The organism is Lactococcus sp. (assembly GCF_036648155.1).
GTDB classification, from domain to species: Bacteria; Bacillota; Bacilli; order Lactobacillales; family Streptococcaceae; genus Lactococcus; species Lactococcus cremoris.
In genome coordinates this window covers 34,259-53,881 of the sequence record NZ_JAVXIY010000002.1, presented here as the reverse complement: position 1 = coordinate 53,881, position 19,623 = coordinate 34,259, and the positions used below count along the sequence as shown (strand labels likewise).

Here is a 19,623-nt window from a genome sequence, read left to right as displayed (position 1 = left end):
AGGACATGACTTTTCAGTTTTAAATATTTTTTAAGGTGTACTTGGTTATTACCTATTATTTAATACCTATAAGGAAAAAACTAAGTACACCTTTAAAATTAATATTTTTTAAAGTGTACCTATTAAACACCTATAAAGAATATATATAAGGAAATAAATAAGTACACTTTAAAATTAAATCTTATTAATTAAAAGAGTAACTATAACCGCTCAAGAAAAAGGACAATTTTTAAAGTGAATATATTAATTACCTATTATTTAATACCTATAAGGAAATTAATGTATTCACTTTAAAATAATTTAAAAACTCACAATAACCGTCCTACGAACTGGAACAGGCTCAGCCTGTGAAAGTTTGTAGAAAGCGTCAGAAAAGCGACAGAGTGAGCGATAGCTCACAGCTTTTCAAGCTTTGAAAAAGAACCAAATTTATATAAATAAAGGAGAGAAGAAATTAGTGAAAGATATTGAAAAAGGTCAAAATTTAGAAATTACAGTTAATGAATTGGTTGAAGAATATAGTTGGTTAATAGCAGAATCAAGTGTTCAATCAATTAAAAAACATGGAAAAATGCAAACCAAAACAAAAACATCAGTTAAAGCTCAATTAAAAGAAAAGTTTGATTCAGTTGAATATGTTGCAGGGGCAGGGAGAAGAAAAGCTAAGTTTACCTTAAATAATTACAATGGTAATAAGGAAGTCTATGAGAGAGAAAATAAAGGCGGTAGACCGTCTTTAGACTGGACAAATGAACTTCTTGTTATTCGTGAATTGATTAATCAAGAAGTAGCTTGGAATGATGAACAGTTTTATAAAGGTTTTACAGTATCTCAACTCTTAAATAAAATGTTAGGCTTTGATAAATATACAGTAGTTGCCATTGTTGAAGATGAAGTTCAAAATCATGATATTTTTACATCATCAGGAAATGTAAATGATGAAGATGGTCTCAAAGAGACTGTTAATTGTTTGATTTCTAATCAAAGACATATATATATGGCAAAGATTGAAGAAGAACTCTCAAAAACTAATCATAAGATTAATTATTTTGCTTCAAATAGAAATAATATAGATGTTGAAAAATATGAAGAATACATGATTTTTAAAAAAGAAGTAGAAACAAAAATTAAAGCTGAAAACGAAAAAATCAGAGATAAAAGAACCAAAGCTTATAGAGAGGGTTTGAATATTAAGAATTTGCCGAAATATAAAAATGAACATAAAGAGATTGAAATTGCAGTTAAAGAAAAATTTGGCTTTAAGTATGCTTATAGACAGTTTACTGTATTTGATGAGATTGAAGTTGAGGGAGAAGGAGATATTGATAAGGTCAGAGAAAATTATTTCAACCGTATTATGAAAAACGCTAATAGCTCACAGTCAAAGTACAAACAAACAGAAGAAATAAAATATTCTGAGAAACCTTTTTATAGATTAGTTCATGCTGGATTGTATGTAGAAGTGATGGAATCAATTTTCTCTAAACTAGTAAATTTTGAATCTAAGACTGAATCTAATACGGTTGATGTAGTTGATAATTCAGTTGGAGAAGACGATGAAGCATACCAAGAGTTTTTATTTAACGTTCAACAGTATGAATCAGTACAAGAAGAACACGATTATTTTTATAATCAAGATGATTATGTTGATGTTGAAAGAATTTTATATGAAATGGAAAATACATTGTCAGATGAGGAATATGAAGAGAGATATAACCAAATGGTAAATGATATTTAATGAGGAGTAGAGAATAGGAGAATAAATATAAAAAAAATACTCAAAAAAATGAAAAATGGATTGACGTAGAAATTAAAAAGGACAATATAAAATGGTCGTTAATAGAAAATAGATTAGGTGAATTAGACGGAAAGAATAATGAATAAGACAACAGGGAGGAAAAGACCTGAGAGGCTACACATACCTGAAAACCTGATAGATTCAACGTGACATTCAAGAGGCTGTCTGAGGGCTATCAGATGAGGATTTTAGACATTCTAAGCATAAGGTATTGTGAAATATTAATTGTATAGCCTAGTGGATGCTCACAGCGAAGCTGAGGGGGCAGTAACCGAGATACGTAAGGTTATGGCAGAGTAACATTTATTAAATAATGGATTGAATATTAAATAGGAGAAATACGATGAATAAACTAAAAAATTAAATAATTAAAAGAAAAAGCTGAAAACAAGCAGAATTTTTGTGTATACTTGAGCCAAGACTTGGACAAATAGAAAGTAAATAGATATAAAAAAATTCTTTTTTTAAATAGTATCGTTCTTTCTGATTTGGAATCAACCCATCGATTGGGGGATGGGTTTTTACCAAGTTAAGCAAATTTTATACTTCCAAATACTATTACCACTATGATAGTTCAACTATAAAAATAAGACAGGAAACATATAATCCCTGTCTTATTTTTCTCTATTTTGGGTAACTAAGGCTAGTAATTGTAAAAAAGGTTGCATTTCTTCATCAGTTAATCCACTCGTTTTTAAGGGGAGATCATCTGATAGTCCTAAAAGATAGTCTGATGAAGTGTCTAATAAGTTGCATATTCTAATTAGCACATCTACCCGAGGATAAGTTTTACCCTGTTCATATGCCGCGATAATACCTACAGATACATTTAATTTTTTAGCGAGCTCAGCCTGCGTTAGATTATGTGATTTTCTAACAGCTTTTAATTTAGTTGCAAAGTATTCCATTCCCATGTATAAGATTATAGAAAAAACAAGTGATAAAAAAACAACCATAACCCATCTTTAAATTGATAGTTTTTTGTTTTTTTTGATATACTTATTATTATAAATAGTAATTTAATTGGTGATAAAAATCATCTTTAAAATTAGCGATTTTTGGAGGAAAAATGAAAAAATTTACTTTATTGTTTATAGCAACATTCTCACTTATAACGTTAGGTGCATGCTCATCAGAAAAACAAAAAAACTCTGATACTGACTTAACATCTTCTAGCACTACCGTGAGTAATAGTGATTATAGTAAAAATGATAGTTCAGAAAATAATGAATTATCAAACGAGGAAAAATATTACTCCTCTACAACTGAAAGTTCGAATGAGGATTCAATCAAAGATCATGATTGGAGAGAAGATTACAATTCTAAAGGAGAGTACAAGCCAGTTGATGAAATGACGCAAGAAGAGATAAAAAAAGAACTTGAGGAAACATTGAATGATGCTTTAGGATTGGAATAAAATACCGATCTCAAAGGATAGAAAGTAAAAAGAGATGATAATATTTGTGATTGTAGTTGCTTTAGGAGCAATATTTTTTATACCTCTGATTGATTTATCTAATAATATGAACTCATTAAGACCTGAGTACAACAATATGACTCATAAAGATTTAGATAGTATATATGTAAATACAAATAGTAATATATTTTCAGTAGATACTAGTTTTAGAGAACAAGTGGGATTTGATCTTCAGAAGAAAAGATTTTTTTCAAGTACGTTTAATGGATATATTTTGGTTAATGGTTTTAAGGAACCTAGTTATAGACTAGTTAATATAATAGATTTAAACAAAGTTATTGATATTGAATTGAGAGAAGATAATGACATAGTTACCAAAGTTTCGACGGCGAGTGTTGTGGCGCGTGGAGTAGTTGGAGGAGTAGTAGCTGGTGGAATTGGAACGCTTGTTGGTGGTGCAACTGCAAAGTCTAAATCATCCAGTAATTTAAAAGAAATTTCAATAAGATTTAAATTGAGCGATATGAATAATCCCTATCAAGAAATATTAGTTGCCTTTAGTAAAGACGGGATTAGTAAAGAAAAACAACAAGAAGTTTATAAATTATTTAGCCAGTTAGAGTTATTGTTAAATGATATGAAGAAATAGTGTCAAGGGGTTGTAAATGTATAGTTTATGTTTAATTTGTTTTTAATGTGTAGTTAAATTGATATAAAGTCATAAGAGAAAAAAGTGGATTATTTATTAAATAATCCACTTTTTTGTTACAGAGTTAGTTTAAAACTATAGAAAAAGAAAAGTAGAATTTTTTTGAACATGGAGATATGTATGAATTTTGGTATAATGATGGTGATATAAACATTTAGAAAGCCCAAAGGGGATAATTTTTATTTTACTGATAGCTACATTTATAAAACTTTGAAAAAAATCAATTATGTTCCTCAAAGCCATGAACGTTATTGGATTTTAAAATTTTCAGAGTTCAAAGTTTCAGTCCCAACAATTGATGAGCAAGTCAAAATTGGAACGTTTTTTAAGAATTTAGATTCTCTTATCACCCTTCATCAGTGTAAGTTAGATTTGTTGAAAGAACAGAAAAAAGGCTACTTACAAAAAATGTTTATTTAGGCTTTAGAAAATTTACATATTGTTTTAAAAAATGATTTTAAAAGATATGAGGAGAGGGTTTATGAGATTATACTCAGAAAGAAACGGTATTAGAGCGCCACACGAAAAGACATATTCAATTAATATAGATGTTTATGCTTTGCTCTTGTATTGCTGCAAAAGATATCAAAAGAATTTAACACATATTTTTATTAAAAATTCTCATCACGATTTTACTGATAGTGACTATATTACATTTGATGAAAGTGGATTTATAACAAGAATCAAGGTGAAAATACCACTCCTCTTTCGAGATGAATATGGAAGAATTAGCATACCACAGTATGGAGATGAATACGATCAATATTCACTTTTAGACCTCATTGAGTTCTTTGCACAAAATGTTAAGGATATTTCAGAACGATGGAATAATGAGAGGTACCGAAACTATCAAACAATAGATTGCTATGATTCTTCAGATGTGTTTACAGATTTCCAAGAGGCAATAAATGAAATTTTTTTTGAGTCTGGGTTATTATATGAACTTACTGACAAAAAGATCATTGAAAGAATTGCTAATAATAGTTCATTGACAATGGAAATGGAAAATTCTTTTAAATTAGTACATGAGCAAGGCACAAAAGACTTGTTGAATGATGCAGTAGCATTATATAAAACTCCAAACCCTGCAGCTCGACAAGATTCAGTCGAAAAAATATGGGATGCATTTGAGCGATTAAAAACTTATTACACAATGCTAGACAAGAAACGATCATCAGAAAAAATTGTGAATGTCATGGCAAAAGGGGATGACAATTTTGTGGAATTGTTTAATCTTGAATTTAGAGCGCTGACAGATATTGGAAATAAATTCCGTATTCGTCACCATGAAACTAATAAGGTTGATATTGCTGATATCAGGTACTGCGATTATCTTTTTAATCGATGTCTATCACTCATCAATTTAGCAATACAATATTTAGATTAAGAACATTAGATACTTAGATAAGAAAACAATAAAAGAATAATTTTATTGTAAAGTTAAAAAATCTACGGATTCTGTGCTAAAATATTTATATAATAGCAGTTATAAGTAGGATAAATATGAATTTAATAATTATTTATTGCAAGGATTTTGATAAAAATTAAGACTTAATACAACCTATCACTATTTTTATAACTGGTTAAGTGATATTCTAAACGGCTTAAATTAAATGGGGAGATAGATATAGTAGGTACTATATCTTTATATTATGAAAAGCAGAAATAAAGTTATTGTTGTAGTGATTGTAGTTGTTATAAGTTTTGGCATATTTTTTATAAAAAAAAATATTGATCATCAAAAAGAACTTCGTGCTCAAAAATTCTATGAGAACAAAGTTACTACTGAAAAGAAAAAAATCAATGAATTGCAAAACTCAATTTCAATCAATAGTGAAAGTGCTAGTAATACTATTGTTAAAATTAAAAATTTAACTCTGACAACTAAAGAAGCACAATTGTTGAAATCAAAATATATTGAAAAAGACGTTAAAGCAATTTATGAATACCTCGAAAGTAATATAAATAAGAAAGATATTCCTAATAATGACGTACGGTTTAATAATATAAACGAACTTCAGTCAAATATTTCTACTCTTGAGAACAATGCGAAGAGTTACCAAGAGATGGAAAATATTTTTAATAAAAATAAAATAGAGTTCTTAATTAATAAAGTTAGTGAAATAACCCAAAAAGAAAAAAATCAAATCGTAAAATTACAAGCGGAAGAAACTGAAAAAGCAAGACTATTGGCTGAGGAGGAAATGGCTAAAAAAGAACAAGAACTGCTTTTGGAACAATCAGTGTCAGATCAGTTTACTCCTTCTCAAAATGCAAGCACAAATAACAACCTAAACCAAACAATAGATCCTGTTGCAGAAGCAGACGAATTTAGAAAAAACTTTAAGGAACAATACGGTAGAGAACCATCTTCAGGTGAGCTTCAAATGGATTGGCTTCGTAAGCAAGGTATTGTGAAATAAAGTAAAAGGATGTTAAAAATTTTTTGTAACTAACGGGAGCTATAAAAAGACTTAGCGCCAGAAGAAAACAAAAAAGAAAAACATAAAAAGTAATTTGAACACTTTAAATTAATTAAAAATGGCAAAAAGATTTTTTATAAACATACTCTAAACATTGTCTTCAAACATCAATTAATTTAGAATATACTACGCGCTTTTTCCCATTATATTCATTTAGTTGTAAATAACAATCTATCTCTCAACTATTCAAGGAAATATAATAAAAAGTAGTCGAAAATAATACTATGTGGTACATGGTATTTTTTATATATTTATTTATCCATATGATAATTTTTTTAATAAAAAACTGATAAAAAAAGTATGTAGCACATAGCTTTTTTTGATAACAATTTATTGAATCAAAAAAAAATTTAAAAAGTATTAGTATTTGGTAGGACTAGTAATTTTGTAGCCAGAGTTAATCAATTATTATAATGACAGATTTAACCTACAATATAATCCACCTTGAGTTAAATAGTGTTTATGTAAATATAACTAGCAATATATTTTCAGTAGATACTAGTTGTAGAGAATCCAGTTGTAAGCTGGCTAATGCAATAGATCTAAATAAAGTTATAGGTACTGGTTTAAAAGAAGAAAATGATAAAGTTACTGACATTTCTACTTCGAATGTTTGGTAGCTTGTAGTGTCTAGAAGAGGGTTATATTTTGATAATTTTTAAAAATTGTTACTCTGAGATCTTGACTTAATATCATATAGCTTTTATTCTAATTTTTTGTTAAAATTAAATATTGATAAAAAGTTAATAATATTATAGAATAGTATATAAAAATCTTAAAAATGTATAGGAGAGTTATGCAAGTAAAAAAAATTGCTATTGTTAGTCTATCTAGTGGGATACTAGGAGAAGATTTTATCCAACATGAATTTAAGTTAGGACTTGAACGGTTAAGAAATTATAATATTGATGTAAAATTTATGGATAATTCCTTAAAGGGAATAGATTTTTTAAAGAAACATCCTGAGGCTAGAGCTGATGATTTAATAGATGCTTTTAGTGATGATACAGTTGATATGATCTTGTGTGCAATTGGAGGAGATGATACCTATCGGTTGCTCCCATACTTATTTGAAAATGATAGATTAAGAAAAGCGGCTAAACAAAAAGTTTTCTTAGGATTTTCAGATACAACCATGAATCACTTTATGCTTAATAAAATAGGCATCCCTTCTTATTATGGACAAGCTTTTATACCAGATGTCTGTGAACTATCAAAAGAGATGCTTCCTTATACGAAGTTGTATTTTGAAGAATTACTAGACAAACAAATCATACAAAAGGTACAGCCGAGTAGTGAATGGTATGAAGAAAGATTAGATTATAGTAAAGAGGCTATTGGAACTCCACTAAAAAAACATATCAACAATGGATTTGAATTAATAAGAGGAGTTTCTGAATTTGAAGGAAAAATATTAGGAGGTTGCCTAGAATCTATCTTCGATATTTTTGATAATTCAAGATATGAAGATACAATTAGTTTATGTGATAAATATGAATTATTTCCTAGTCTTGAAGAATGGAAGGGGAAAATATTGCTTCTTGAGACTAGTGAAGAAAAGCCAAAACCAAACTATTTTAGAGAGATGATTATTAAACTAGAAAATTATGGATTATTTGATGTTATATCTGGAATGCTCATTGGAAAACCTCAAGACGAACTTTATTATGAGGAATATAAAGAAATCTTACTAGAAGAAATAACTAATAACAATCTGCCTATTGTCTATAATGTTAATGTGGGTCATTCTACCCCTAGGTGTATTATCCCATTTGGAATTAATGCACATGTAAACTCAAGAGAACAAAAAATAGATTTTGATTATAATAGTATATAATTTCAGTATTGAACTAGACTCAATAATTATACAGTATCTTCTATGGTTTGCATGTGTAATTATCTTTGAACAAAATTTTAATTAAAAAAATATTAATAGATATTGCATATCTATTGTTCTCACTATCTTTGCGTTTCATTATAAGCAAAAATATAATTATCAAAAACTTTGGAGCAGTTTTGTAAATGGAGTTATAAGTTATTTAACAGGAACACTTTTAACAGGGGAAAAAGGAATAATGAATAGTAATGAGATAATAAGAAATATAATAGTGTCGGTTGTAGGGGGGGGAGTAATTTTGTCGTTATTTATTTTTGAAATATTTTCTTGTGGCTTAGACATAGATTTTTATCAGATCATAATAATGGGATTTGGTTTTATTATTTTTAGCCTTCTCTTGATAGCCTCTCTTAAAGAAAGAAAAAAGAACAAGAAACTTCTTCAAGAACTTGATGTTGAATTGAAAAGTGATAACTAAACTCAAATGTTATAAAGAAATTTCGTAATAGATGATATTAAATAAGATATTTAAGTTTTAATAGATAGTAAGGGTGTTTTAGACTTTTTACAAACTTTCTTCTATTTATAATTGTATGTAAAAATACAATTACTTTTTATCTGGTCTCTGCTTTAACATACTAGACAAATATTTTTTATTTTGCTAGACTATTTTTAAACATAGAACAGGCTTTGAACGTAGTTCAGAATCTATTTAAAACCCGATACAAACCTTATCAGCAAGTATAATCAACTTTTGAGAATTGAAGACCAACTTGGGGGAATCGCTGTATATAAAGGATTGGCAGCCTTTTATAACCTTAAAAAATAAGGTTTAGGTGTTCTATTTAGTAATATTTACTAAAAACGTTCTTTCTAGTGCTAGTAGAAAGGGCGTTTTTCTTATGCAATTAGATACAATATTAAAAGAGTATTTTTTAGACTTAAAGATAAAAAATTACTCTGACAAAACTATAAGGCTCACTTAAGCAAATTTAAAGCCATTCTGAGACCTCAAATTGATATATATATCACCAAGAGATTATAAAACGTTCATTAACAAGCTGTTAAATGACGATTTAAAGCCTTCTTATATCAATGCTATATTAAAATCTCATAAAGCGTTTTGGAACTATGTTTTAGATGAAGAACTAATACATAAATCACCTATTGAAAAAATCAAGTTCTTAAAAGAAACTAAAGATGTATTGATTCATTTTAATGATGCTGAGGTTAAGAGAATGCTGAGAGTGTGGAACACTAATAAATATCTTTCTTTCCGTAATCGTGCAATCATTGCTTTACTTTTTGATACAGGAATAAGGGCAAATGAATTGATTTCAATCACAGATGATGATATATCTGACAAATATTTAGCTTGTATATTATAATAATGAGTTTGACACATTTGATTTCTCGCCATTGCAGACATTATAGAAGTACAATTTTCATTAAAACTTGGTATACTAAAACTATAGACTATGAAGGGTGATTTAAAGAATGAAAAATAATTGGATTAAGTTCTATGGCGAAAATGATTTATCAACTGAATTAAATTTAAGTAACGTAGAGACTTTTATCAATGACTTTATTTTAAATCCTATAATCAATACTCTTAATGAAGCAATTGAGATATATAATGTGTTAAAGTTTTTGGATTTGGAATTTTTTAAGAAAAGGACATCAGAAAAAATTTCTGAATGTAGAAAAAGTTGTCACCGACTATTAAACGAATATTTCGGTAAAAGAGAATTATCAGAATATATGACAGAATATAGTGATTTGTACTTCCAATATCAATCAGATTTCTGGGATATATTTGTTTGGTTCAACATAATAAAGAGGACAGAATATGTTGATTTCGAGAAAATAATTGATGGATATAAAATACCGTTTCACTTATTATTAGAACAGCAAAAAATATGTGAAAAGTATAAATTGTTTTTTAAGAAGAAACTATTGTCAAATCCTGTTTACTTTGAGGTTTTTCTTGATAAATATGATTCTCCTAATATTCAAAACATTTATTTACCAGATAACTTATCTGATGAAGAAATAAATGACTGGGCTAGGAGATATTGTGAACTTGATGAAGCCAATATTAATTACTTAGAGCGAATTTCATATTGGAGCTTACATCATGAACATAAACTTGATTCAAGAATAATTTCAAAAGCAAGAAAGAAAAGAATAGAACAAACTGAAAAGACGATGTCTCTAAAAAATGGAGTATCTTGGAAAATGGCAGTAGGTCTTAAAGAGGGCTTAAAAACAGACTTTGAAATTGTGCGAGAAGGTTCTAGAGATTTACAATTTTTGTTATCTAAAGATTGGATTGATGAAGAACATGATTACCCTACAATTTTGAATAATTTTATTTATTTTTTTGGTTTTTTTAACCAATTTTTTCAATTTTCTATGATTGATTCACCTTATGAACATGGTGGTTTGTTAGAGATATTTCAAACTAAATCAAATTATGCGTATAAGCAAACACTCATATCTGAATACCAAAAAAATTTTTATATGCTTTCTTTATTAGCGTATTTTGATTATTTAACTTTCCTAAAAATTGATTTGGAAGAAGTTTTCGCTTTTTATTACAATGAACATTTAAAGTCTGAGTATGGCTTTCCTGATTTTTTCTTTAACGCAAGTTCAAAAAACTATACTTATTATGAAAGATGTAAACTATTAATTCCAGAGCTAGATAGTTTATTAAAACAATTTGATTTTATTCAGAGATATGGTGAAATTGATTCTGATGTTTTTGAATTGGATTCAAAAAATACTAATTATCAAGAAATTAAATCATTGAGTGAAAAAAAATTTGTCTATTTTGATTCAGAAGAAAAGCTAAATTTTTGTAAATTAATATTTAACAGCCAATCGAATTTATCATTCCCAGAAAAGAAAAAAGATAGGAAGAATTTCTATGAGTATGTTGAATATGGAATTTCGATTAATGACTTCTATGAGTATCAGAAGAAAGTGATAGATTCTCTTATAGAGAATAAAGTTTTGTATATTAATTTGGTTAACCAAATAAGATTTACAAATCCTACAAGTATAAGTTTTTATTACTTGTTGTGGGAGAAAGGTTATTTATCTACCCTATACCTGTCTGAATCAGATTTAAAAGTTATTGAGGAAGAAAGTATGACAGGAAATGTTAAATATAGCAACACTTTATTTTCTGAACAAGAGAGTGATTATATTTCATATATAATGGATAATAAAAAATTTAGCAATGCATTGGCAATTCGAAACAAGATTACTCATGGTAGCTACGGGAAAAAACAAGACAGTGATTATAAGAGTTATTACTTGGAACTGCTTATGATTCTGATATTATTTACTGTTAGAATAAATGAAGAATTGGACTGTTACAAGAGAAATTAAACTTAAAATAATAAAATAACAATTATAAATTTATAAGTTATATTTTAAATGGTCTACAAATCTTCCTTCTTATATTGATGATGCTATAAAGTTCATTGTCAGACAGATACTTTTGTAATAAATATCAATCACGGACGTTGATTTATCATTATCCAAATAGACCAATATTATTAAAAGGATACTTTATGTTCAAAATTAAACAAAGTATCTTTTTTGGACTAATGTCAAATAATTAGACAGAAGGTGAGATATTTTTGGGGTTTTCTACATTTTGATCACTAAGACGTTTTGGATTATTAGTCTTGTAAGAATACTCTAAACATTGTCTTCAAACATCAATTAATTTAGAATATTGCACGCGTTTTTGTCCATTTATATTCAATTGTTTGTAAATAACCATGTTTCGCCCAACTATTTAAAAAATATAAAAAAAGTAGTCGAAAAAAAATACTATATGGTACATGGTATTTTTTATATATTTGTTTATCCATATGATAATTTTTTTAATTAAAAAACTGATAAAAACGTATGTATTACATAGGTTTTTTTGATAACTTATTTATTATTATATATAAAAGACAAATAGCATAAAAAAATGATTTAATATTATTTATTATTTTATATCATATATTATCAATTATAAAGTTATCATCTAATAAAATTTCACATAAAATTCATATAAACTGGTAAAATAAAGATAACAAAAATCGTGCATTATTGAGAGGGAGAAAATGGAATGGCAGAAGCAAAATTTGAAGCTGCTTTGATCAAAAAACTAGAAGCAGAAGGATGGAGCTATCGTAAAGATTTATCTTATGTCCCTATTAAGGTTTTAGAAGGACACTGGCGTGAGGTTCTTAATGAAATTAATGCTTATAAATTAACATTGAATACAATGGTGCAATTAACCAAGCTATGTTAGTAATTAAGCCATGTGACGGATATGATTCTCATTTTATAATGCAGTGGTTAAAGTTATAAAAGCAAAATATAAATGATAAATATTTACAAGGTGGACAAGGAAATTTATCTGGCTCAATAGTAAATAATCTAGTTTTAAATGTTCCAAATTTTGATGAACAGAAAAATTGGTGCTTTGTTCAATCAACTTGATGATGCTATCACACTTCATCAGCGACAGTTGAATTTGTTGTAAGAGCAGAAAAAAGGGTACTTACAAAAAAATTTTATATAAGGTATGTTTTCATATTAAATAATATAATAAATATAAAGTGGAGGACTATATGTCTAAACAGAAACTATCAAAAAAAGAAAAACAAAAAAAATTAGATACTCAGATAAAATTACTTCGTGAGTATGCAAAAAGTTTTGACTCTGGAATGGCTGAGATGGCTCTACCAATGGCTACACAAGTTCGTGTTTTAATACACCAAACCCAAAATTCAAACTCTTTACTAAATCAACTGGATTTAGTAAAAAAATTCAAAGTTTGGCACTCACCCACCGGTATCTTCTCTCCCAATAATTTACTAACTTCGTGGGATTTATTGGTGTTGTCAACTAACAGTAAAGGATCTTCTTACATGCCATTAGGGAGTAAGGGAGTGTTTAACAAGCGCCGAGATAGTTCTTATAATGTTATTTCAGAAGTTTTTTTACCTTTACAACAATGGTGGCAGCAAATTGTTTTTTCACGACCAAAAGAATACATTTCTCGTAGAGATATTGTATTATTCATAGCTAATAAAGATGGCGGATCTCATATAGATGAATACAATTGGCCAATTGCTTCTTATAAAGAATCGCAAATACTCGGTTTTTACGATCAAAACGGGATTTCTCCTAATGGTAATCCATTATATTCTGCTATGCGTCAGATCGTAGAAGAACTATTAGTATCATTCGAAGTGTTTCAAACTCGTAGCTCCTTAATAATTCCTGGTGGTAAATCAAAAATTCAGTTTTTAAATCTATCTGAAGATGGAATTAATGATCATTTATATTATAATTTCCTGAAAAGAATAAGCGATAAGTCAAAAGGAGAAAAAGGTTGTCAAATTAAAGAATTTGTATTTAAATATTATTATATTAGTAATTGGTCATTCCTTGAAAATGAAATGCCAAATGAAGGTATTCAGATCATTGAGGTTAAATAAATATTTAGAAAAGCATTTCAACTATCAAATATACCAGTGTATTAAAAAATGCTTAAAATGTATAATCATAGCTGCAACATTTTTAAGTTAGCAAAGTGGATCTTGATACGATCCTAAGATATGTACTTTTCAAAAATATAAAATGTTCACTTGAATTAAAATAAGAATTGTAAAAAATTTTTTCGAGTAGAGCAGTTTCATATTTAAAATAAAGCATAATTTTCCAAATTTGATATCAAGGGATACTCAGCTGGCAAGTAATTATTTTTTGTAGGTCTTATATTTTTATAACATTAGAGATTATTTCACTGGCTATTAACAAAAATACCCCAAAATAATACAACTAAAATTGGCTTGTAAATATTAATAATATAAATACAAGAATTTTACTTTATTTTTGAGCGAGTTGTAAATCTGATTTTGTTTTAAAAAAAATGGCAATGGTGAAAGTTAAAAAGACGAAATCGGATATTACTTATTACATGACACAGGTTTACTTTGATAGATAATCATAAAAATTTCCTAGAGCCAGTTACATTGCAACGATTGAAGGTATTTTATAGGTTGATTTATAGTACATTTAGTAGATGGTCCAAGCCACATATTACTTGACTTTTAAAGTTTACTAGCCTATAATCATTGGTATAACAACAAATAAAAAATAACTTTCAAAAACCATCCGGCATGGACAGTTGATAAAATGAGTCGTTATGCCCGTATTGCTTTAGGGATTCGATAGGATTTCTATCACTGAATTTATGGCTGTTTTGATAGGGGTAGTAAAGACTGGACTAATGTCAAATATTTGTATATAAAAAGATTTGGGTGGATTAATACATCCTTTATATAAATGTATTCTAAACTTTGTCTTCAAATATCAATTAATTTAGGGTGTGGCACGCGCTTTTGTCCATCTATCTCTCAACTATTCAAGGGAATATAATAAAAAGTAGTCTAAAAAAAATACTATGTGGTACATGGTATTTTTTATATATTTGTTTATACATATGATACTTTTTTTAATAAAAAAGTATGTAGCGCATAGGTTGTTTATTAATAATTAATTGAATCAAAAATAAAAAGTTTAAAAAGTACTACTCTTTGGTATGATTAGCATTTAAAAATTTTTTGTATAGCTATTAATTAAGAACAAAGTTCTATTTTTTAGAAAAATTAAGATATCACAACACTATATAGCAATAGTAACTTCAAAATAATTTATTCAAATCTTAAACAAATTGGAGTTTTATCAATAGGGTCCTTACCCATGAAAGCCTTAATTCCAAAAAGGTCTGCTAAAATTTCGGGAGTCATTACGTCGTTGGGTTTTCCTTGATAAATAACTGCTCCAGATTTCATCGCAATCATATAATCTGAGAATCTTGCGGCTAAGTTTAAATCATGTAATACCATAATGATGGTTATCCCCTTCTTTATATTTAACTCTTTTAGGAGATTTAGTATCTCTAGCTGATGACCTAAATCTAAATAAGTTGTTGGTTCGTCTAATAATATTACTTGTGTCTGTTGGCATAATGCCATGGCAATCCAAACTCTTTGTTTTTGTCCTCCTGATAATGTTTGAATGTTTTCATTAGCAATTGATTTTAAACCAGTTTCATTTAAAACATTATCAATTATTTCCTCATCTGCTTCAGTCTTTTTTTGAAATATTCCTTGATAAGGATAGCGACCTAATGCAACAATTTCTCTAACTGTTGAATCTTCTGGTGATATAGAATCTTGTGGGAGAAAAGCTAATTGTTTTGCAATTTCTTTAGTTGATAGTTCTAATATATTTTTGTTGTTTAAGAGAATATCACCATCATGTTTTAATATTCTCCCTAAACCCTTGAGTAAAGTAGACTTTCCACAACCATTAGGGCCAATGATAACTGATATATGGTTTTTCAGAAATGAAATATCTAGTGAATCTATAATTATTTTTTTTTGATAACTTAACGTCAAATTATGTGCTAAAAGTGCTTCGTCTTTCAAAATGAATCCCCCTAAATTTTAAAATGTAGCTGAGAACCACCGGAGGTAGCGACTGATTACAGTAAATACAACGGACATATGGTTTTCATCTTCTATGATATAGTGTTCACAAGATTTAATAAAATTAGATGAAGTAACTAACTTGAAAGCTTGTTTTGACAGTTCTACCATATCTCCCTCATCAGACCCAACACTTATTATCACTCTTTTTTTACATAACCTAGATTTATCATACAGGCTAATCTTATTAAAATATTCATTTTTATCCCACCATAATGAGGGACTAACGGCTAAAAAATCAGTTAAAAATGATATCTTTTCTCTTAAAAGTAACTCTAAAACACAAAGGCCTCCTAATGAATGACCAAAAATACCTACATGTTTTTTATCAATAAAAAAGTCATTCTTTATTACTTCATGAATTTGTATGAATGTGTTTATGAAACTATCGATTCCTCCACCTTTAGGCATACCAAACCTGATGTCAGCAGGATTATCCTCGTGGATTTTAGGTGGTGTAAAATCAATAAATCTTTTCTCTCTATCAAAAGGAGAAGAGTTATGGTAACCAATTCCAACAATAACCATTGGTTTAACACCTGTTTTTTTAGAATTTCTAGTTTGTAACTTGACGGCTTCTGAAATTGTTAATGCAAAAGCATCACCATCTAAAACATATAAAATAGGTAGTTTAGTTCCTTCAGCTATAACTGTTGGATAGTAAATGTCTAAATAATATTCTCCTATTTTTTTAATAACTTTTTTCAAATTTTTTTCCTCCGACTCTGTTAGAGTTATTTATAAAAATTAAAATTAAATAGGGAATCCCGATTAATCCTATCATTGAGTTTAAAGGTAATTCATTTGGTGCAAATATATTTTTTACAAATGTATCACAAAGGGTAACTAAGCTCATTCCATTGATAAATATAGCAGGAATGAGTAATTTAGAGCTACGCTTGAAAAATTTTAATGTTATATAAGGAACGATTAGCCCTACAAAAGCTACATTACCAGCGGATAGTACGCTGACACATATAAGAATTGACGCAAGTATTATAAAAAATAAGCGCCAATAACTTATTGAAAAACCAATATTTCGCAAGTGAGAGTCTGAATAGCGTAGTAATTCTAAATGCTTTTGAGAGAATAAAAGCAAAATAAAAGCTATTAAGATCCAGGGAAAAATCTGGCGAATTGATGCCCAATTTGATTGACTAATTGATCCTTGTAGCCAGTCATTTACACGAGAATAGTCATCATTACTAATTTTTAAAGAAAAATATGTAGTCATGGCAGAGAAACCCATGTTAATTCCGATGCCATTTAGAATAAATCTAGAGATACTAATTCCTGAAGTGCTCATAGAAAGTGAAAAATTTAGTAAAAGTGCAGATAGTGCTCCTAAAATTCCAAATATAATTAAAGATATATTTTGCAGCTCTTTTCCGTCAATAAAATAGCTTCCAACAATGAAATAGTAAAACACACTTCCAAAAGCTGCGCCAGAGTTAATTCCTAATAATCCAGCATCAGCAATAGGATTTCTAGTTAATGTTTGTAAAATATAACCAGCAATAGCTAATGAACCTCCAACTAATGCGGATACCACTAGTCTAGGTATTCTAAAATTCCACAAAATTAACAATGTTTGTGAGTCTGTATTTTGCTCAAATAATGACCCTATTAACTGATCATTTGAGATATGGTAAGTTCCGGAAATAAGGGAATAGTAGCAAGACATAATCAAAATTCCTATTATACAAAATAATACAAAATACTTTTTCATTTAATGAACCGTTGCTCCTCTCCTAATCAGATATAAAAATATTGGGACTCCTACTAAAGCAATAACAACACCAATTGGAGTTTCAAAAGGATAATTTATATATCTTGAAAGGTAATCGCTCATGAGTACAAATATTCCTCCAGTAAGTGGGACAAAGAAAACGGATGCAGCATATTTTTTGCCAATTGATAACTTGACTATATGGGGAATAACTAATCCTACAAAAGCAATTCTTCCTACAATAGCGACACTTACTCCTGTTAATATTACAACACAGACACTATAAAAATTTTCCCAGTGTATCCTTTCCATTCCTATGGACGTTGTAATTGAATGGCCATAAGAATAAATATCCATCTGCTTTCTCAGTAAAACTATTAAAAAAATTAGAAGTAACAGTATTGGCCAAAAATAGACAACGTCAGAAAATGAAACGCGATAAAGCCGGCTATTATACCAAGAGTTCACGGATTGAGCTATATTATAATAACTTACCAAGAATGTAGTCATACTACTTAACAGCATACTAATCACAATCCCAATCAGAGGAAAAGTTAGACGAGACTGACCTAAAAATACTATTTTATAAATATACGATATGATGATATAAGCCAAAAAAGAACCAATGACCGAAAAAATGATGCGTCCTAGCATTGTTAAATTAGGCATAAAAATCATTCCAATAACAATAGCCAACGCTGATCCATCACTTACTCCCATCAAAGTAGGATCGGCTAAATCATTTTTATATTGTAATTGCATTATAAAGCCTGCAAGTGCTAAGCTTGCCCCAACCGAAACAGCAACTAAGACACGAGCGAGGTGGGAAATGAAAATAATATGCTCTGGATTGGTCTTATCATAATTTACTATAACTTCTAAAAAAACTACTAGTGAATTTTTCATTCCAAAGGTAAGCGAAAGAAATCCGAAGATTATTAGTAAAATTAGAGCAGTTACAGTCCATAATACATACTTAAACTTCATATCTAATATTTTTTCTTTCTATTTAAAAACTTTTTCATTAAGAGCTTTTAGCATCACTTCCTTACTTAAGTATGTACCGCCCTGATAACCACCATCAACAACATTATAAAATACATTATCTTTAGCTACTGCAGGAATATTTTTCCACAAGGTGTCATTTTTTAAATCTTTTAAGGCATTTGGGAAGCCTTTATTTTCAGAAGCCATAAATTGCACAAGAATAATATCACTATTAATTTTTGAAAGCTGCTCTTTAGAAATCGTTGTTTGACCTTTAACAGCATCAAGTTCTTTAGGCATTGAGAACCCTAAGTCTTTATAAAGCATAGGATTATAGTAAAAATCTTCTCCATAGATACATAATTCACCTTCCCTTATCCGAATAATCATTATTTTTTTATTAGTTATTTCAGGATTATTTTTTTTGAAATCTTTTAGATCCTTCTCATAATTTGAAATTAAATTTTTAGCTTTTTCAAGTTTACCTGTTAAAGTTCCCATCAGCATCAAGTTTTTTTCCCAATCATCAGATTTATGTGAAACATTAATTGTAGGTGCAATTTTGGTCAAATTACTAGTTACTTTTTCATCAAATTTAGTACTCCCTAATATAATATCAGGTTTTAATGCAGCAACTGATTCAACATTTGGGCCAAATTTATCTCCGATATTAGCAACGCCTTTTCCTAATTTATTCTTTAGATACCCTGGCATTTCTTCAGATATTGTTACAGCTCCAATAGGATGAAAATTGAGGGCAACAGCATCCTCCATTGATTCAAAACTTGCTGTTACAATTTTTGAAGTTGGCGCTTTAACAGTATAATTTTTATTTAGATAATTAATAATGTTTGAAGTCGTTTTTGTTTGAGAAGTATTTTTAGATTTATTATCTGTATTTTTGGTCTGAGAGCAGCCAGATAGGAATACAGATAATAAAAGAATACTAAAAATAAAAAATTTTTTTTCATAGAAACCTCCTAATGTTTCCGATTTTGAAACTATTCCAAAAAAATATATATAAATAAAATAGTTTTGTTAATGTATAGCAGAGTAAAAAGTATAAATAATTATAAGAGTTTTAATTAG

General features: G+C 28.5%; 19 protein-coding genes and 1 pseudogene. 14 read left to right on the top strand and 6 right to left on the bottom strand.

The window, feature by feature from the left end:
- Positions 1-457: 457 nt before the first annotated feature.
- The gene (locus RSC39_RS02120; protein WP_332534760.1) at positions 458-1,738 is read left to right on the top strand and encodes a hypothetical protein; all 1,281 of its coding nucleotides are present in this window, start codon (positions 458-460) and stop codon (positions 1,736-1,738) included.
- A 674-nt stretch (positions 1,739-2,412) separates the two neighbouring features.
- Here RSC39_RS02120 and RSC39_RS02115 read toward each other — a convergent pair.
- Entirely contained in the window at positions 2,413-2,712 is a 300-nt protein-coding gene (locus RSC39_RS02115; protein ID WP_031560987.1) for a helix-turn-helix transcriptional regulator, read from the bottom strand.
- 155 nt (positions 2,713-2,867) lie between these two features.
- Between RSC39_RS02115 and RSC39_RS02110 the strand changes: the two genes are divergently transcribed.
- The 13 genes and pseudogenes from RSC39_RS02110 to RSC39_RS02050 form a co-directional block, all read left to right on the top strand.
- The gene (locus tag RSC39_RS02110) at positions 2,868-3,215 is read left to right on the top strand and encodes a hypothetical protein (RefSeq protein ID WP_058219688.1); all 348 of its coding nucleotides are present in this window, start codon (positions 2,868-2,870) and stop codon (positions 3,213-3,215) included.
- Positions 3,216-3,249: 34 nt separating this feature from the next.
- Positions 3,250-3,864: a hypothetical protein gene (locus tag RSC39_RS02105; RefSeq protein ID WP_332534757.1), complete on the top strand. Its 615-nt coding sequence runs from the start codon at positions 3,250-3,252 to the stop codon at positions 3,862-3,864.
- Between the two features lie 270 nt (positions 3,865-4,134).
- The gene (locus RSC39_RS02100; RefSeq protein WP_332534755.1) at positions 4,135-4,344 is read left to right on the top strand and encodes a restriction endonuclease subunit S; all 210 of its coding nucleotides are present in this window, start codon (positions 4,135-4,137) and stop codon (positions 4,342-4,344) included.
- 61 nt (positions 4,345-4,405) lie between these two features.
- Positions 4,406-5,311, top strand: a complete 906-nt coding sequence (locus RSC39_RS02095; protein WP_332534753.1) for a hypothetical protein — start codon at positions 4,406-4,408, stop codon at positions 5,309-5,311.
- Between the two features lie 265 nt (positions 5,312-5,576).
- Positions 5,577-6,347, top strand: coding sequence for a hypothetical protein (locus RSC39_RS02090; RefSeq protein ID WP_332534751.1), 771 nt, complete (start codon positions 5,577-5,579; stop codon positions 6,345-6,347).
- 856 nt (positions 6,348-7,203) lie between these two features.
- Positions 7,204-8,244 carry a S66 peptidase family protein gene (locus RSC39_RS02085; RefSeq protein ID WP_332534749.1) on the top strand — a complete coding sequence of 347 codons (1,041 nt, stop codon included), beginning with the start codon at positions 7,204-7,206 and terminating at the stop codon, positions 8,242-8,244.
- A 238-nt stretch (positions 8,245-8,482) separates the two neighbouring features.
- Positions 8,483-8,722, top strand: coding sequence for a hypothetical protein (locus RSC39_RS02080; RefSeq protein WP_058220274.1), 240 nt, complete (start codon positions 8,483-8,485; stop codon positions 8,720-8,722).
- Between the two features lie 228 nt (positions 8,723-8,950).
- Positions 8,951-9,073 (top strand): hypothetical protein, encoded by a 123-nt coding sequence (locus tag RSC39_RS02075; protein WP_332535135.1) that lies wholly within the window; start codon positions 8,951-8,953, stop codon positions 9,071-9,073.
- 187 nt (positions 9,074-9,260) lie between these two features.
- A complete protein-coding gene (locus RSC39_RS02070; protein ID WP_058220273.1) occupies positions 9,261-9,632 on the top strand; it encodes a tyrosine-type recombinase/integrase in 372 nt (123 codons plus the stop codon).
- 109 nt (positions 9,633-9,741) lie between these two features.
- Entirely contained in the window at positions 9,742-11,643 is a 1,902-nt protein-coding gene (locus RSC39_RS02065) for a hypothetical protein (RefSeq protein WP_332534743.1), read from the top strand.
- 736 nt (positions 11,644-12,379) lie between these two features.
- Positions 12,380-12,565: a restriction endonuclease subunit R gene (locus tag RSC39_RS02060; protein WP_332534741.1), complete on the top strand. Its 186-nt coding sequence runs from the start codon at positions 12,380-12,382 to the stop codon at positions 12,563-12,565.
- Positions 12,566-12,887: 322 nt separating this feature from the next.
- Positions 12,888-13,760, top strand: coding sequence for a hypothetical protein (locus RSC39_RS02055; protein ID WP_332534739.1), 873 nt, complete (start codon positions 12,888-12,890; stop codon positions 13,758-13,760).
- 646 nt (positions 13,761-14,406) lie between these two features.
- Positions 14,407-14,499 (top strand): annotated as a pseudogene (locus tag RSC39_RS02050) (aromatic ring hydroxylase); the annotation flags it as partial.
- Between the two features lie 479 nt (positions 14,500-14,978).
- Here the strand turns inward: RSC39_RS02050 and RSC39_RS02045 are convergent.
- From RSC39_RS02045 to RSC39_RS02025, 5 genes are read right to left on the bottom strand one after another with little or no spacing between them, the layout of a single operon-like run.
- Entirely contained in the window at positions 14,979-15,758 is a 780-nt protein-coding gene (locus RSC39_RS02045; protein ID WP_332534737.1) for an ABC transporter ATP-binding protein, read from the bottom strand.
- Positions 15,759-15,776: 18 nt separating this feature from the next.
- A complete protein-coding gene (locus tag RSC39_RS02040; RefSeq protein ID WP_017864373.1) occupies positions 15,777-16,526 on the bottom strand; it encodes an alpha/beta hydrolase-fold protein in 750 nt (249 codons plus the stop codon).
- Complete coding sequence (locus tag RSC39_RS02035; protein ID WP_332534734.1) at positions 16,510-17,547, bottom strand: iron ABC transporter permease; 1,038 nt, start codon at positions 17,545-17,547, stop codon at positions 16,510-16,512. The genes RSC39_RS02040 and RSC39_RS02035 overlap by 17 nt, the downstream gene beginning before the upstream one ends.
- On the bottom strand, positions 17,548-18,534 hold the full coding sequence (locus RSC39_RS02030) for an iron ABC transporter permease (protein ID WP_017864375.1): 987 nt from the start codon (positions 18,532-18,534) through the stop codon (positions 17,548-17,550). It abuts the gene before it with no gap.
- Between the two features lie 18 nt (positions 18,535-18,552).
- The gene (locus RSC39_RS02025) at positions 18,553-19,332 is read right to left on the bottom strand and encodes an iron-siderophore ABC transporter substrate-binding protein (protein ID WP_332535133.1); all 780 of its coding nucleotides are present in this window, start codon (positions 19,330-19,332) and stop codon (positions 18,553-18,555) included.
- Between the last annotated feature and the right edge of the window lie 291 nt (positions 19,333-19,623).